Annotated in this window: 17 protein-coding genes and 1 tRNA gene; 6 read left to right on the top strand and 12 right to left on the bottom strand. The window is 41.6% G+C overall.

Annotated features, from left to right (window positions below):
* Nucleotides 1-89 precede the first annotated feature (89 nt).
* Nucleotides 90-413, bottom strand: coding sequence for a DMT family transporter (locus BB781_RS07195; protein WP_094227821.1), 324 nt, complete (start codon nt 411-413; stop codon nt 90-92).
* A 133-nt stretch (nt 414-546) separates the two neighbouring features.
* Here BB781_RS07195 and BB781_RS07190 point away from each other — a divergent pair, with 133 nt between their 5' ends.
* A complete protein-coding gene (locus BB781_RS07190) occupies nt 547-1,341 on the top strand; it encodes a DUF1638 domain-containing protein (protein ID WP_094227820.1) in 795 nt (264 codons plus the stop codon).
* An 82-nt stretch (nt 1,342-1,423) separates the two neighbouring features.
* Here the strand turns inward: BB781_RS07190 and BB781_RS15675 are convergent, their stop codons facing one another.
* The 4 genes from BB781_RS15675 to BB781_RS07175 all read right to left on the bottom strand — a co-directional run bounded on the left by BB781_RS15675 (nt 1,424) and on the right by BB781_RS07175 (nt 4,918).
* Nucleotides 1,424-1,579: a hypothetical protein gene (locus tag BB781_RS15675; protein ID WP_164997807.1), complete on the bottom strand. Its 156-nt coding sequence runs from the start codon at nt 1,577-1,579 to the stop codon at nt 1,424-1,426.
* Nucleotides 1,580-1,590: 11 nt separating this feature from the next.
* On the bottom strand, nt 1,591-2,427 hold the full coding sequence (locus tag BB781_RS07185; RefSeq protein WP_094227819.1) for a MerR family transcriptional regulator: 837 nt from the start codon (nt 2,425-2,427) through the stop codon (nt 1,591-1,593).
* 71 nt (nt 2,428-2,498) lie between these two features.
* Entirely contained in the window at nt 2,499-4,538 is a 2,040-nt protein-coding gene (locus BB781_RS07180; protein WP_340637514.1) for a cation:proton antiporter domain-containing protein, read from the bottom strand.
* 140 nt (nt 4,539-4,678) lie between these two features.
* Nucleotides 4,679-4,918, bottom strand: a complete 240-nt coding sequence (locus tag BB781_RS07175; protein ID WP_094227818.1) for an MTH865 family protein — start codon at nt 4,916-4,918, stop codon at nt 4,679-4,681.
* A gap of 198 nt (nt 4,919-5,116) precedes the next feature.
* On the opposite strand from BB781_RS07175, the gene BB781_RS07170 reads away from it, so the two are divergent.
* On the top strand, nt 5,117-5,881 hold the full coding sequence (locus BB781_RS07170; protein WP_094227817.1) for a winged helix-turn-helix domain-containing protein: 765 nt from the start codon (nt 5,117-5,119) through the stop codon (nt 5,879-5,881).
* A 364-nt stretch (nt 5,882-6,245) separates the two neighbouring features.
* On the opposite strand, the gene BB781_RS07165 is transcribed toward BB781_RS07170, so the two are convergent.
* The 7 genes from BB781_RS07165 to BB781_RS07135 form a co-directional block, all read right to left on the bottom strand.
* Entirely contained in the window at nt 6,246-6,530 is a 285-nt protein-coding gene (locus BB781_RS07165; protein ID WP_094227816.1) for a CxxC-x17-CxxC domain-containing protein, read from the bottom strand.
* A gap of 492 nt (nt 6,531-7,022) precedes the next feature.
* Nucleotides 7,023-7,094, bottom strand: a tRNA-Ala gene (locus BB781_RS07160).
* 54 nt (nt 7,095-7,148) lie between these two features.
* Entirely contained in the window at nt 7,149-7,418 is a 270-nt protein-coding gene (locus BB781_RS07155) for an elongation factor 1-beta (protein WP_094227815.1), read from the bottom strand.
* A 9-nt stretch (nt 7,419-7,427) separates the two neighbouring features.
* Nucleotides 7,428-7,595, bottom strand: coding sequence for a zinc finger domain-containing protein (locus tag BB781_RS07150; protein ID WP_094227814.1), 168 nt, complete (start codon nt 7,593-7,595; stop codon nt 7,428-7,430).
* A 90-nt stretch (nt 7,596-7,685) separates the two neighbouring features.
* Nucleotides 7,686-8,318: an amino acid kinase family protein gene (locus BB781_RS07145; RefSeq protein WP_094227813.1), complete on the bottom strand. Its 633-nt coding sequence runs from the start codon at nt 8,316-8,318 to the stop codon at nt 7,686-7,688.
* Nucleotides 8,319-8,360: 42 nt separating this feature from the next.
* Nucleotides 8,361-9,350: a hydantoinase/oxoprolinase family protein gene (locus BB781_RS07140; RefSeq protein WP_094227812.1), complete on the bottom strand. Its 990-nt coding sequence runs from the start codon at nt 9,348-9,350 to the stop codon at nt 8,361-8,363.
* Nucleotides 9,347-10,276: an ATP-grasp domain-containing protein gene (locus BB781_RS07135; protein WP_242492571.1), complete on the bottom strand. Its 930-nt coding sequence runs from the start codon at nt 10,274-10,276 to the stop codon at nt 9,347-9,349. The genes BB781_RS07140 and BB781_RS07135 overlap by 4 nt, the downstream gene beginning before the upstream one ends.
* Nucleotides 10,277-10,763: 487 nt before the next feature.
* On the opposite strand from BB781_RS07135, the gene BB781_RS07130 reads away from it, so the two are divergent.
* The 4 genes from BB781_RS07130 to dnaJ all read left to right on the top strand — a co-directional run bounded on the left by BB781_RS07130 (nt 10,764) and on the right by dnaJ (nt 15,070).
* The gene (locus BB781_RS07130) at nt 10,764-11,174 is read left to right on the top strand and encodes a heat-shock protein (protein ID WP_094227811.1); all 411 of its coding nucleotides are present in this window, start codon (nt 10,764-10,766) and stop codon (nt 11,172-11,174) included.
* Between the two features lie 156 nt (nt 11,175-11,330).
* A complete protein-coding gene (grpE, locus tag BB781_RS07125; RefSeq protein WP_094227810.1) occupies nt 11,331-11,849 on the top strand; it encodes a nucleotide exchange factor GrpE in 519 nt (172 codons plus the stop codon).
* A 107-nt stretch (nt 11,850-11,956) separates the two neighbouring features.
* Nucleotides 11,957-13,810, top strand: a complete 1,854-nt coding sequence (dnaK, locus tag BB781_RS07120) for a molecular chaperone DnaK (protein ID WP_094227809.1) — start codon at nt 11,957-11,959, stop codon at nt 13,808-13,810.
* Nucleotides 13,811-13,912: 102 nt separating this feature from the next.
* A complete protein-coding gene (dnaJ, locus tag BB781_RS07115) occupies nt 13,913-15,070 on the top strand; it encodes a molecular chaperone DnaJ (RefSeq protein ID WP_094227808.1) in 1,158 nt (385 codons plus the stop codon).
* Nucleotides 15,071-15,189: the final 119 nt, after the last annotated feature.

Here is a 15,189-nt window from a genome sequence, read left to right as displayed (position 1 = left end):
TAGTAAAAACTGTAGATAAAAGCCTTCTTTTGCTTCTTTAACAGTTTAACTTGCTAAATATTCATTTACCTTACATATGACGAATGATTTTAATTGACGCTGGTGCTCAGGTGAAGTCCAATCACTCCAAGGGCTATCAGTGTTAGAGAGGCTATCCTGACTAGAGGCATCGGTTCGTTGAATCCGATGTGTCCTATCAACGATATCATTGCAACCCCAAGCCCTGCCCAGATGGCATAGGCAACGCTCACATCTATCTTTTTCAGAGCAATGGTAAAGGCTATGAAACTAATGCCATAGAACATAAATATCAATATGGATGGCAGTGGTTTTGTAAATCCTTCGGACAGTTTCATGCATGTGGTTCCACAGATTTCGAACATAATTGCAAATGCCAGATAAAAATAGCTCATTTATCCTCCTGTTCAATATTTGAACCTAATATTATCTCAAAAGAGTTTATATTTTACTTTATGAAGCGTCAGATTATAATAGTATCCTAATTCACCTCCTATATACTCTATATCTTTCAAGAGGTTCTACAATATGCCGGTACTGACTTTCATTGCCTGTCGGATGTTTGAGGATGAAATAATCCATATTATCGAAAAAGATTCTCTTATAAACAGCCTGTTGATTGTGAATAATGCCGATTGTGGTGGACTTACTGACAAACTAAGGGATACAGGTTCTGAATATGATCTGGTTTTGGAAAGTGAGATATCAGGGCGCCTGAATAAAGGGAATCTCACCATAATCGTCGAAATGCTTGAACTGGCTCTGCATGCCAAACCTGATAATCTCAAAAAGGTTGTTTATGATAAAGTCCGTGAGATGTCAGAATATTCAGATGGCATTCTACTTTTCTACGGTCTCTGTGGTAATGTTCTCGGTAAAGTAGATAAAGAACTTGCAGACCTTCCGTGTCCGGTCCGTATACTAAAAGAGGACAACGGGGATATTATAGATGATTGTATTGGTGCAGTACTTGGCGGAAGAGCTGCTTATCTTGAGAAACTTAAGAGTTTTCATGGCGTTGGGACTTTCTTTATGACACCCATGTGGGCTGCCCACTGGCGTGAAATGGTAGTGTCTGCAGGCATGACACCGGATTCGGATAATATAAAACTGTCAAAGTTTGTCTTTGATTATGCTGGCTATAAGAATGTAGCTAAGATGGATACGGGACTGAGTTATGAAAAAGAGTTTGAGCCGAAGGTAAAGGAGTTTGCAAAGCTCTTTGATTTTAATATCGTGGAAATGACGGCCAGTCCGGAATTGATGGTTCGTTGTTATCAGCAGTTAAAAGCAGAAGTTCTAATGGCTCACATAATAACTTAGCAAAGACTGTTATCCAAAAAGTGTAATGGATAATTGTATAATTAATTATCCGTTCTTCAGTAATTAGAACTGTAAAGGAAGATCATTCTTCTTTGTTGTACGTCCTCAAGGATTGGATCTTTTTTCTGTTGAAGTAGGTGTTGATCTTCTGAGCGTTCTCATCTTCAGTGATACGCACAAACCGTTCTCTCAGGAAAAGTACTGCTTTTGAGTAGACTTTTCTTTCTTCACCTTCCATATGGGCAGTGTTTATCTGACAGGTAGCTGTACTTCGGTCATCAGCTCTTCTTCGGGAACCTCGTCAGGATCATTAATATATAACGACCTTGAAGGTCCTGCAGGTTCCAGTCCATGTTCCTTCATATACTCAAAGAGATGGGTGTAGGCAACTCCTACTTCATTATATGGGCCCGTATGTATGGCTGAGACCACCCTGGCAGCAGGAAGTGTTGTAAGGTTTACATCAAGGTCATCTATGGAAATACTTCCTGATATTGGAATAGCAACTTCTATCTCTGCATCTGTTTCCCTATATTCCTCATCGTGACAGATGAACATGCAAGGGCCTGTTATCTTTATGTTGCTGCGCGGATTGTTCCTTGTCTCGATGAAGCCGAATAATTCTCCTATAAGTTTTCCAATCGTTACCTCATAACTTCCGGTTTCACTTTTGCTTAATACACGTATTTGTGGTAATTCTTTAATCGTGGGTTCTGATACTGACATACTATACAACTCCAATGTGTCTTTTTGTCCGAGCAAGACCTGTTGTACTTTCTGCAGTCTCCGGATCTCTTTCTCTGTGTGCGCACATCTTTCCTGCATAAGTTCTCTGATAATAGCACTGTCGCCCTGCTCCTGTGCATCCAGTAGCGTTGCTATCTTATCAAGTGAAAATCCCATCCAGGAAAGGGTGCGTATCTTAATGCCCCTCTCTATCTGGGCAGACGTGTAGCAACGATAGCCTGTGAATGCATCTTTTGCTTCCGGTACAAGAAGTCCTTTCTTGTCATAGAAGCGGAGAGCTTTCTGTGTCAGGTGCGTCATCAGGGAAAATCTTCCAATTGGTATTCGATCGAATTTCATCTTGCTCAACAGTCAAATGGATTGTTGATATAGAATGTGATTTTTTTTACCATGGGGGAGAGTTGCTGCGATCAGAGCGAGCAAGTCGGGGATGAACCTGCCTCTCCCTCCCCTTCCAGGAATATCCTCAGCTGGCATAACTTCTCCGGTTTCCCGAGCACGATACACAGATCACCTGACAACAACTGCGTATCTCCTCCGGGGTTTGCGATTATCTCCTCCCCTCTTCGAATTGCCAGCACCGTTGCACCGTACATGTTCCTTAGATTCGCTTCTATCAGGGTGTTTCCATGAAGGACACAGTTTTCTTTAATTTTAAAAGATGTCACATCCACCCCTGGCAGATCATCTTTGAGGTTAAATGTGCTCTTTCTATCCTCAATTGAGTGCTTGCGCAACATAGAATAACCGTTTGAACGTATTTCTCTTGTGAACTTAAAAATGTCCTCTTCCGGAACAAGGTATTTTTTAAGCAAGCGGCTGAATATCTCGACAGATGTTTCATATTCTTCTGGAATTATTTCATTTGCTCCCATTTGGCTGAGCATTCCTATCTCATTCATATACCGTGTCCTTGCGATGATATATAATTCGGGATTCATTCTCCTTGCAACCTGAATTATCGTCCTGGTTCCGATGTAATCCGAGATACCAACGATCAGCACTCTGGCAGATTTTATATTTGCAGCATTAAGTACTACCTCGTGAGTGGCGTCCCCATAGTGGATTCTTTCCCCGTGCTGTCTTTCATTGCGCACGGTCTCAGGATTTGTTTCAATAATCACATAAGGAATGCCTGCGGTCTTTGCAGCGTTCGAGACAGTTTTGCCGTTAAAGCCGTATCCTATGATGATCAGATGGTCATGAATGTCCTCTTCTTCTTTTAGCGGTTCCATACTCTTTGAAGAGATGCCGTTGATAAGTATGCGGTTGGTAGTCCTTTTTAGGATCTCATGTGAGATGCGGTGTGAGGATGTCATTACAAAGGGTGTTGCCGCCATGGTAACTATCGAGACTGCGAGGAAACTCTGGTACAGCATGTCATCCAGCAGACCATATTCCCGTCCGAAACTTGAAAGGATAAATGAGAACTCTCCCACCTGTGCAAGTGCCATTCCGGTTATAAGTGTGGTTCTGAGTGGATAGCCCAGTATGAATGTAACAAGTCCGGCAGTTGCAGATTTAAGGAATATGACCACTGCTGCCAATACAAGCAGAATAGTGATGTTATCCAGGAAGAAACTGACATCCATCAGCATTCCAATGGATACAAAAAAGAAGCTTATAAAAACATCCTTGAAAGGCATCATATTTCCGATTGCCTGATGGCTGTACTCTGATTCCGATATAATCAGACCTGCCAGGAACGCCCCAAGGGCCAGCGACAGTCCTGCTTCGGAAGTAAGCCATGCTGTCCCAAAGACAGTGAATAGAATGGTCAAAAGAAAAAGTTCCCGGTTTCGGGTTTTCACTATTTTGAAGAGCAGTGCAGGCATTATCCATCTTGCGCTCACGATAACAAACAGTACTATGCCAATCCCTTTCAGGAGGAATATGGCAGGACTGTCTCCGGAAGTGGAAGGCACACCTGCAAGTATCGGTGTCAGTAGTATCATTGGTACTATTACTATGTCCTGGAATATCAGTATGCCAAGAGATATCTTGCCGTAAGGGGTATACATTTCACCTTTTTCCTGAAGCAGTTTAAGCACGATTGCTGTGCTGCTAAGGGAAATCAGGAATCCCAGGAAAAGGGCGGTACTGGGGCTATACCCTGCATAAAGGGAAATGTAATATACCAGGGCGGTGGTGATCATGACTTGCAGGCCGCCGCCTACCAGTACGAATCTTTTGATGTCCCATAGCTCTTTAATGGACATCTCAACACCGATTGTGAATAGCAACAGGATTATTCCTATTTCTGCAAGTATCTCTACTTGTTCCACTTCATTAATAATACCGAGCATATGAGGTCCTGCTATTATTCCAGTTACCAGGAAGCCAAGGACTGGTGATAGCTTGATCCTGTGGAACAGTAGAAGTATAAGTATCGAAAATCCAAAAATAATCTCTATGTCAGTAAACAATGTCAGATCCATATTACTAGCCATTTTGACCCCACTTTGAATCTGCTTAATACTAATAAAGTGTTTTGAGTGGTCTGCTTTCAGATAAAAAAGAGATGAACAAGGGTTATTTTACGTAAAAGTGCTAAAAAAGGATAAAACAGTAATTAAGGGATGAAAAGGGCTTAAAGTCCTGCCCTTTCAACGATTATGTCTGCAACTTCCTTTGCACTTTTAAAAGGGAAGTCACTTTCCTTAAGCAATGTACCTGCTTCTCCGGCAGTTACTGATACATCTCCTGATTTACATGTGGTTTCTGCTCCTGCAGGGAACGATGCAAGCAGCTTTTCAGGTGTTTCGATCGGGAAAGTTGCATTTGCAAGTCCGCTAATTATCTGGCTGTGTATGTCTTCTTTTATACTCATATGTTTATCTCCATTTTGTACATTTTTTGGGTGTTTGATGCTGTTTTATCTCGGGGACTTATCAGCAATACTTAATAGGAGAGTTCTTGATATATACTTAATCGGCATTGGAATGTACTAACTATAGTTCAGTATATCTCATTGACCTTTAAGTATTATAAGAAAACCTATTTAATTCATAATTCCATATGTTTCACTATGCAACAGAACTATGATTTTGATTCTGAACTTTCTGATATAAAGCTCAAGCTTTCCGATATTCACAATGACATAAGGTTGTTCATAGACTCGACTAATCACCAGCAACTTGATTCAGTCGTCCGGGACATGAAGGCTGATTATTCAGACATCTTTGTCCGGCATCTTATGGAAGATGCAGGCACAAGCCTTGAAAAGAATATGGTGAAAAAATGTGAGATGCGTGGCGAGTGTAAAACTCTCTTGTCAAATGTATTGCAAAAGAATGCAGGTCTTATCAGGAATGAACATGTAAAAGAAGCATCGATTGAAGAGAATCGTCTTGAATTGAAACATCTTCGGACAATGGTTCCATACGATAAGTGTGATATCTGTTTTTCTGAGGCCTCGGATATCATGTCAAAACAGGTGACCCTCATGCGTTCTATGAGGATATATGAAACCAACAAGGGGAGGAAGCAGGTTCTCAGGCAGCTCCCATCGGAAGTAGTAGTTGATGATATACTTGAGCCTCTGTGTCATCAGAAGCGCTTTGAGATACTGAAGGCAATTTCAGGTGAAACCAAAAGTTTTTCATCTCTTTCAAGTCTTACAGGTCTTCGTGGTGGTAACTTGCTATTCCATCTTCAGAAACTGGTTGAGAAAGGCATGATAATCCAGAGGCATGAAAGGGGAGATTATATGATAACAGGCAAGGGTTTTAAGGTCATGGAAGGTGTCAGAAGCATTTATTCTTCATTGAATCCATTAAAAGATAGTGAATAAGTGGGATCAGGGTGATAACTACAAAACAATCTGGTAATGGATAAAGAACGCATGATGTTGTTCTTTCCTTATTTTTCGTTCTATTCCCATATCACATGTCTTTGTTACCATCAATGAAACTGATGAAAGAATACCGAAATCGGATGCTGATGTTTGTTTTTTTGATATGGTTGTTTGTATGGGTGTTTAACATGTTTTTTCTTTGTGATGAGTAAAAAAAGATGTGAAGAAATGTAACATTGAATGTAGAACATTGAATGTAGTGCAAAATATGTATCTTTAAAAAGGGTATTGGCAAAGCATACAAATACTTTGCCTCTTTTTGAATTATTGTTTTATATCAGACCAAATGATCTAATATTGTTTAGTATCTTGGTGGTCTGTGTTTCTGGAAGCATTCCCTGCAGTACACAGGTCTGTCACCGGAAGGAACAAAAGGTACTTCTGTTTCCTGTTTGCAGTCTGAGCACACTGCTTTGTGCATCTCTCTTGGACCGCTTGACCTGAAGTTTCCGCCGCCGTTTCCTCCTCTGAATCCACCTGAACCGCCTCTGGATCCACCTGAACCGCCTCTAAATCCGCCTTCGCTTCTGCCTTCACTTCTGTTGTTTCCGCCTCTGAATCCACCGCTGCCTTTATTGTCTCTCATTTATTTTATTTCCTTTGTTGTTTATCTGACCTGTTAACTTTGCGTTAAGAATTTCGCACGATTCGTTCAATTTGATTCTACGAGTCTACAATTTTTGTAGCCGAAACAAACCCACAAACCAGGATACAAGCGATAGTATAATCTTTCTTGCGATGCCTTTGATTGTGATGCTGTAGCAGTTTCCATTGAGACGGGAACCCTTATCCCGTAATCCATACGATGCACTCTTTGCTTAGCAATTAACCTAAAAGAAGTAGCCAAATGGAATAATCCTTTTCTTAACCCGCAAGTAAGTTAACTGTCAATAATCGAAAAGGATTCATTAATATAAATAACTATGCTTGCCAGACTAGGGTAATGGGGGGCTGGATGTTGGTAGTGAATTTTAGGTTAACAATATGATTGAATAATGAAAAAATAGTGTCGTTGGTGAAAAGTATGTTCATATTTATGTTCAATTGGAACTGATCAAAACAGAAATTCTTACTATCATGGACTCAGCGGGATTTGAACCCGCGGCCTTTACGTTGCGAACGTAACGATCTACCCCTGATCTACGAGCCCAAGAAAAGTACAATGTTTAAAAACAATAAAAAAAAGAAAAGTAAAAGAGAGGTTTCAGACAGGTCTTCCAACTTCTGTCACTGTTACGCTCTCAACACCTTCTACTGCTGCAAAGGCTTCTTCTACACTCTCAGTACCGCCTTCAAGGTCGCCGACAATAACGACCATTATGATTGCCTTCAGTCCGAAAGCAACTGGTTCTATCTTGTGGGTGCCGTACTCTGCGCCCTCTGGAAGTGATGCGATCAGATTGTCCTTTAGCTCTTCGAGGTTTGTCTCAAGGCCGACAGGCATGATCTTAATAGTTGCTGCGACTTCTCCCATAAACTCACCTCATGCTCCAACAAAGCCACATTTTGGGCATTTATACGGATTGCTCTGCTGCCTGCAGCTTATACATCTTCCAAGCTCATTGCCACATACAGGGCATGGGAAGCGCACATAGCCGTTTTCCACAAGCTTCTTGTTGCATGTGGTACAAGTCTCGACTTTATTTACCATTTAGAATCTCCTTACGATGAATAATACGTGATTAATATAAATACTGAAAATCAGCATGTCAGTGATTTCAGTACATACGCAGTATATAATTTAAATATTCCCCTTGATATGAGTTCCAATTACATTTTTTCCGATAACAGCGTCAATGACTCGCTCGGGATACATTCCATTGACAACGACACAGTCCATCATGTTTTCCATCAGAAATCCTGGCAGTGAGCTGTCTATGCATGTGATGCCCATCTTTGAAAGCTCCCTGGCAGTCATCCATTTTTGTATAATGTCATCTGCGATAACTCCGTCAACATCGGTTACCTTCACAAAACGTGATTTTGTTTCCCTTGCAATCCATGCACCGATGGTATCTGAGGTAACATTCCATGAGTGTGGCAGCCTGTCATTTTGCCTGAGCATACTATAAGGCAACAATACAGAGACACCACAAGGGATATCAATGATATTTTCAACCGAGTTTATGCCTGTCTTATCTATAATGTAATAGGCATATTGTTCCATTGAAAGAATCGCCATCCAGTGAGCTGCATCATCTCCAATGGAACATTTATCACTAATGGTGCGGATGGAATCTGCAAAAATCCCTCCTCCGGGAACCACCAATATCGAATCTCCTCTGTTGCTTCTTCCGAAATGCTCTTGCAGGGAGTCAATAATGGAAGATGAGTTCTTCATAAGACTTCCGCCAAGTTTCACAACCACCCTCATTCTGACCTTCCTCCTATTCATTAGATATATATCTCAATGTATCTATTCTTTTCTTGAGGCAGTTATTTCATCTTCAAGTATCTTCGCTGCAGCATATGCGGGGAATACCTTTGAAATATCAGGCCCCCATCTTTTGGCAACAGAAATACATTCAAAACCAAGTCTTTCTGCTGCATCTTTTATGAGGAATTCCCCTATGCCGGCAGATACTATCCTGTCAAGTCCGTTCCTTTCAGCAATCACTGATATGGATTTGCTCAACAGATCCAGTTGTCTTTCCTTTACCTGCTGAGCAATGTGGTATATTTCGTCCGCCGAAATCTCCGTAAGGTCTGCGCATACAACGCGTGCCAGTCTTCTCATTGCATCTGTTTTACTCTTGCCTGCGCCATCAGCAGTTTCGCATGTGTACAGATCCTCTGATATATCTCCAAGCAGAAGGTATGCGTCAGCATTGGTTGAGAACAGTTCGGATGCAATATGGCAATCCCCATCTGCAACCTTTACCTTTTCAAGCAGGTATGCAAGGTTTGTCCTGAGTGTTCCTGCATAAAAAAGTTCGCTTCGAACAAGCCTTGAAAAATCCGTAAGTCCTGCAACATGTTTTCCATGTTTAATGGGGATGATGTCACTGGTCGTGCTTCCGACATCTACAAAAATGCAATCGCCTATTTCCGAACCAATTAGTCTGGTAGATGCTGCCCAGTTTGCGGCAGCAAGGTCCCGTAGGTTTCCTGAATCCCCATAGAAATATCCGCTATTGTCAATGTACTTAACCTCACAATCAAAAGCATCATTTACGGAGCGCATTATAAAATCAATTCCCTGCAGCTTGTCCTCAAAACAATCTGCAAGCTCTCCTGTCATGACTACACTGACTTTATCAGGTTGCAAATCCTCTGCAATATCTTCCAGAGAAGCAGGTAATGTTGTGTCTTTCCACAACGGTATATAATGCAGTTCGATGATCTCTCCGTCGGCAGACGCTATTTTTGTATTCGCGCCACCTATATCGACTCCGATTATTCTCATGTGATGTCCTCAATGTCATCTTTGGTGAAAGAACACTCCCCTTCAAGACTTACCGAGTCGGGAAGTTTTCCAAACATATTCATAAGCAGAAGTTCTCCAATCTCTTCCTTAAGTGTCTTTACCAGGCCAAAGATTGCAGTTGTAGGGCGGGGGTTAACATCAATAACATAAGGCATGTCCCCATAAACAATGTCAATTCCGACGTACCCATTACACCCAAGCGTTTCAACTGTTCTTTTTGCAACCTGAAATACTTCGTTCTCATACTCTGTCCTGTACGGTACCTGGTTACCTTTATAGTCAAAGATAATATCGCCATTATCGTTATTTAATTCGATCAGCTGCTTGTTCAGGCTCAGTGGAAGTGTCCGCTGTCCGCATACCATACTTACACTAAGATGTTCACCTTCTATGTACTCAGTTGCGATATATTCTTCCTTCTCTTTTCTCATATTGTCCAGCAGGGTCATTTTTACTCCTTCGGATGCACATCCAAACCTCGGTTTGATGACGTACCTTTTTTCATGTCCTTCACTTACTATTTTTGGAACACTTATGGAATTAGATTCAAGCACCTGTGTACACATTAATTTATCAGCACAAAGTCGTACAGACTTTGTAGGACATCCAAGATTGACCGTATTCCTTTCAATTATATCTGTCAGATCGCCCAGGAGTTCATCTGGTCCTATTACAAGACATGCCTCATTTTGCTTCGCAGCCTCTTCCAGTTCGTTTTTAAACGTTTCTTCGTTTGATTCAATGGCAGTTCCGTTTTTTAGCCTGCTTCCTGCAGTGAGGTAGGTAACATCATGTCCTGTACGATGAAAACTATCGGCAAGCGTGCCAAGCATAGCCTTGCCTTCTAGTAGCAGTGTACCTCTCAGTCCTATTCCCACCGCATATTCTGCAAGCAGTATCTTCATGTTGGATGCAACTGCATTATTTGATATATCCTTTACTATTAATGTCCTGTTTTACAGATTAATATTAATTTATATGGGTCATTTTTTAAAACGATGCTAAAAATCCGGATTGGGATTTAATTGTCTTATCTGTATGTTACTGAACAATGCCATTCAAAATATAATGGCATTATAATTTGATATAATGTACTAATTTACATCGACATTATGTTATATATCAGGAATGATACTGAATTAAATGAGGGTTAAGGGGCTAATAATTCTCAATCGAAAGTGCGTGCACGTTGGGGTCTTTGTTTCTCTCTTTGTTGAGTAGGTGGAGTTTCCACGATGGTTTGTGTCTGAGCTCTCTTCTCTCAAAACCATCGAGTGGATTTGCCTTGCAATATATCTGTATTTAAGCAAGCGTTGAGTCTCTTTTAAATATATTCTTCTCATCTATATATTAACAATACATATATACTATGATTGCCGATTAAGGACTGGGATGAATATGGTTGTAAATACTGAAAACCCTTTTGTGCAGGCATTGGCAGTTTCTACTACCATGGCAGTTTTCATGGTTGGTGTCGCCATTGGGCTCATGAGTATGGCGAAAACCGGTTCAACTCCGGTTCCAATGGCTGTAATGCTTCTTGTCTTTGCAGTGATATTCATAGCAGGTTCGGTCTTTTTTGAATCGCGAGGTGCTGATTATATGGGTTCTCTTGTAGGGGGGTCAATAGTTGCGGTGAGCGCCACGTTCTCAGCAACAGCTTTTTTCAGCGGTGTGAAGTATGTCCTTGATGGTGGTACAGGGCTTGAGTGGGAACAGGTCGTTTCCGCACTTGCAGTGTGTATGATTGCCAGCATGTTCCTGATCCGTGTTTTGCAGCACAAATTCAAAGGGGCTTTTTGAGAAGGTTTTGATTTGTTTGAATGGTGATTTTATTTCTTTTTTGTGGATTTTATCTCTCCAAAACAGAGTATTTTACCGTAACTTATTTATAGAACATCAAACAATCACTAGTTCGAATGCACATAACCGCGCACAGAATATGCGGAGATATTTAGAATGGCTAATGGACCAGAGAATTGTGAAGATTTAGACTCTAACCAAGTTGAAGAAGGCAAAGTTGAAATCACTCCTGCAGAGGACGAAGCTACACAACTTCGGGATAAACTTCTGCGCCTGACTGCAGAATTTGATAACTTCCGAAAGAGAAGTGTTCGCGAAAGAGATGAGTATCGCAAATTTGCAGTTGAACAGATGATCGTAGAATTACTTGAAGTATATGACAACTTTGAACGTGCACTTGAATCCGCAAAGCAGACCGACGATGTCTCATCTGTCATTAAAGGTGTTGAGATGGTCTTTAAGCAATTTGCCGGAATACTTGAAAAGGAAGGTCTTCAAAAGATAGAGTGTAAAGGTACTGAATTTGATCCTTACCTTCATGAAGCAATGATGCACGTGGAACATCCGGAGCATGATGATAATGTCGTGGTGGATGTATGTAAACCCGGGTATTATCTGCACTCAAAGGTGATAAGACCTGCAATGGTGACTGTTTCAAAGAAAACAGAGAAATAATCCTTAACACAGTTGTAGAACTTTAATCCTTGTAAAGGATATCTTCAATAGAAATAAAGTACAATTATCAGTTGCAATTATAATGAATTCACAAAAGAGGTTATATTATGGGAAAGATATTGGGAATTGATCTGGGAACTACAAATTCCTGTATGGCTGTTATCGAAGGTGGAGAACCAACAATTCTTCCGAATGCAGAGGGAGGAAGAACAACTCCTTCCGTTGTTGGTTTCTCAAAGAAGGGTGAGAAACTGGTAGGTCAGGTTGCCAAAAGGCAGCTTATTACCAACGCAGAAAACAGTGTAAGCTCTATCAAAAGGCATATGGGAGAGTCTAATTATCGCGTGAAGCTTAGTGATAAAGAGTATTCTCCTCAGGAGATATCTGCAATGATACTGCGTAAGTTGAAAGAAGATGCAGAGGCTTACCTTGGAGAAACCATTACACAGGCAGTAATCACTGTTCCTGCATACTTCAATGATTCACAGAGGCAAGCTACAAAGGATGCAGGTACCATTGCCGGCCTTGAAGTTATGAGGATTATCAACGAGCCAACCGCAGCGGCTCTTGCCTATGGTCTTGATAGGGACGAGGAAGATCACAAGATTCTCATCTACGACCTTGGAGGCGGTACTTTTGATGTATCCATCCTTGAGCTTGGTGGTGGAGTATTTGAAGTTCTTTCAACAAGTGGGGACACTCATCTTGGTGGAGATGACTTTGACCAAAGGATCGTAGACTACCTTACTGAGGAGTTCAAGAAGACTGAAGGTATCGACCTTTCCAAGGACAAGGCAGCATTACAGCGCCTTAAGGATGCTGCTGAAAAAGCAAAGATCGAACTTTCAGGTGTATCTTCCACAAACGTCAATCTTCCATTCATTACTGCAGATGCCAATGGACAGCCAAAACACATTGATATCGATCTCACAAGGGCACAGTTTGAGAAGATGACTTCTGACCTGCTTGACAGGACCATGGTATCTGTCAATCAGGCAATGAAAGATGCAAAGCTTACTGCAAAGGACCTTGACAGAGTACTTCTTGTCGGAGGTTCCACAAGGATGCCTGCTGTAGCAGAAGCAGTGAAGAAGGCAACCGATAAGGATCCATATAAGAACATAAATCCGGATGAAGCTGTAGCAGTTGGTGCGGCAATACAGGCCGGTGTACTTGGTGGAGAGGTTCATGATGTACTTCTTCTTGATGTGAATCCATTGACTCTTGGTATTGAAACCCTCGGAGGCGTATCAACACCTCTCATTGAAAGGAACACAACCATTCCAACTAAGAAGAGTCAGATATTCTCTACTGCCGCTGACAGCCAGCCATCCGTTGAGATCCATGTGCTTCAGGGTGAGAGGGGTATAGCATCTGGTAACAAGACTCTTGGAAGATTCATTCTTGATGGAATTCCTCCTGCACCAAGGGGTATTCCACAGATTGAAGTTACATTTGATATTGATGCCAATGGTATCCTGCATGTCACTGCAAAGGACAAGGGGACCGGAAAGGAGCAGTCCATATCCATCCAGAAGCCAGGCGGTCTTTCAGATGAAGAAATTGACAAAATGGTCAAGGATGCGGAAATACATGCTGAAGAGGATAAGAAACGCAAGGAAGAGGTTGAAGTTAAGAACACAGCTGATTCCCTTGTGAATGCCGCTGAAAAGACTCTCAAGGAAGCAGAAGATATAGCCACACCTGAGCAGAAGTCAAAGGTTGAGGCTGCAGTCAGTGATCTGAAGGCTGCCATTGAAAGCGATGATGTCGAAGCTATCAAGTCAAAGACAGAAGCACTTCAGACTGCTGTTTACGATGTATCCGCTGCAATGTACCAGAAGGCTCAGGAAGAAGCTGCATCTGCGGCCTCTTCTGCTGATGAGTCTGGTTCATCTGCAGACTCTGGTGAGGAAACCATTGTAGATGCCGATTATGAAGTAGTCGATGATACTAAGTAATTAAAACATGGATAATATCAAGGTAAGATACTTTAATTTGTAATGTATCTTACTACTTTAATTTTAATTTGATAATTACACATAGCACAACAGGAATCATCCATGTCCACAACACGCGATTATTATGAAATATTAGGCATATCCAAGGATGCTACGGAATCCGAGATCAAAAAAGCTTACAGAAAACTTGCGATGCAATATCATCCTGACAAGAACAAGGAAGCGGATGCTGAAGGAAAATTCAAAGAAATCTCCGAAGCGTATGCTGTTCTTTCTGATACTGAAAAAAGAGAGCAGTATGATCGGTTTGGGCATGCTGGCATTGATGGCCGTTATAGTCAGGAAGATATCTTCAGGAACGCAGACTTTGGCGGCTTTGAAGATCTTGGTGACATACTGGGTGGCATATTCGGTGGCTTTGGCGGTTTTGGTGGTGGACAAAGAAGGCAGGGTCCCTCAAGAGGTTCTGACCTTCGGTATGATTTGACCGTTACTCTTGAACAGGCAGCTCAGGGAGTTGACACAACTATCAATGTTCCGCGAGCTGAAAATTGTGAGTCATGTGGTGGTACTGGTGCAAAAGCCGGAACAAAACCAAAGCGATGTCCGACATGTCAGGGTGCCGGACAGGTAACGCATGCACGTAATACTCCTTTTGGAAGGTTCATGTCCACGACTACTTGTAATTCATGTCATGGGCAAGGCGAGATTATTGAAGATCCATGTCCTGCATGTAAGGGTACAGGCAAGATAAAAAAGGTCCGTAAGATATCTGTCAAAGTTCCTAAAGGTGCTGATAATGGGATTCGTCTCAAAATAAGGGGCGAAGGTGAGGAAGGAAGTCCGGGTGCACCATCAGGTGATCTTTATGTTGTGATCCATGTGGAACCACACGATAAGTTCCAGCGGGTGGGTGATGATATCCTCTACGAGCAACCAATATCTTTCTCAATGGCTGCATTAGGTGGGGATGTAATGGTCCCGACTCTTCATGGAAACGTAAAAATGAGCATCAAGCCAGGAACTCAGACGCATTCTATACTGCGTCTGAAGGGTAAGGGAATGCCTCATCTTCATGGTAACTCCCAAGGGGATCAGCTTGTCAGGATTATTGTTAAAACGCCTACAAAGCTCACAGGAGAGCAAAAAGAACTACTAAAAAAATTCCAGATACTTGAAGGGGGGTCGGATATGAAAGGCCCAAAAGGCGGCAAAGGTATCTTTGAAAAAATGAAAAGTGCTTTTGAGACTGGAATGTAGTTTTTCTATTAAATTGTATTCTATTTTTATTTTATTTTTTGAGAACCTTTTTTCGTGAAGCTATTTATATTACTTCGTCGAATATGTGGTAATCTTTAGGGATCAGTACGGATATTGTG

The sequence above is a fragment of the Methanolobus psychrotolerans genome (assembly GCF_002243045.1).
Taxonomy (GTDB): domain Archaea; phylum Halobacteriota; class Methanosarcinia; order Methanosarcinales; family Methanosarcinaceae; genus Methanolobus; species Methanolobus psychrotolerans.
The sequence above is the reverse complement of the archived record's forward strand: the minus strand, read 5'-3'. Positions and strand labels throughout refer to the sequence as shown.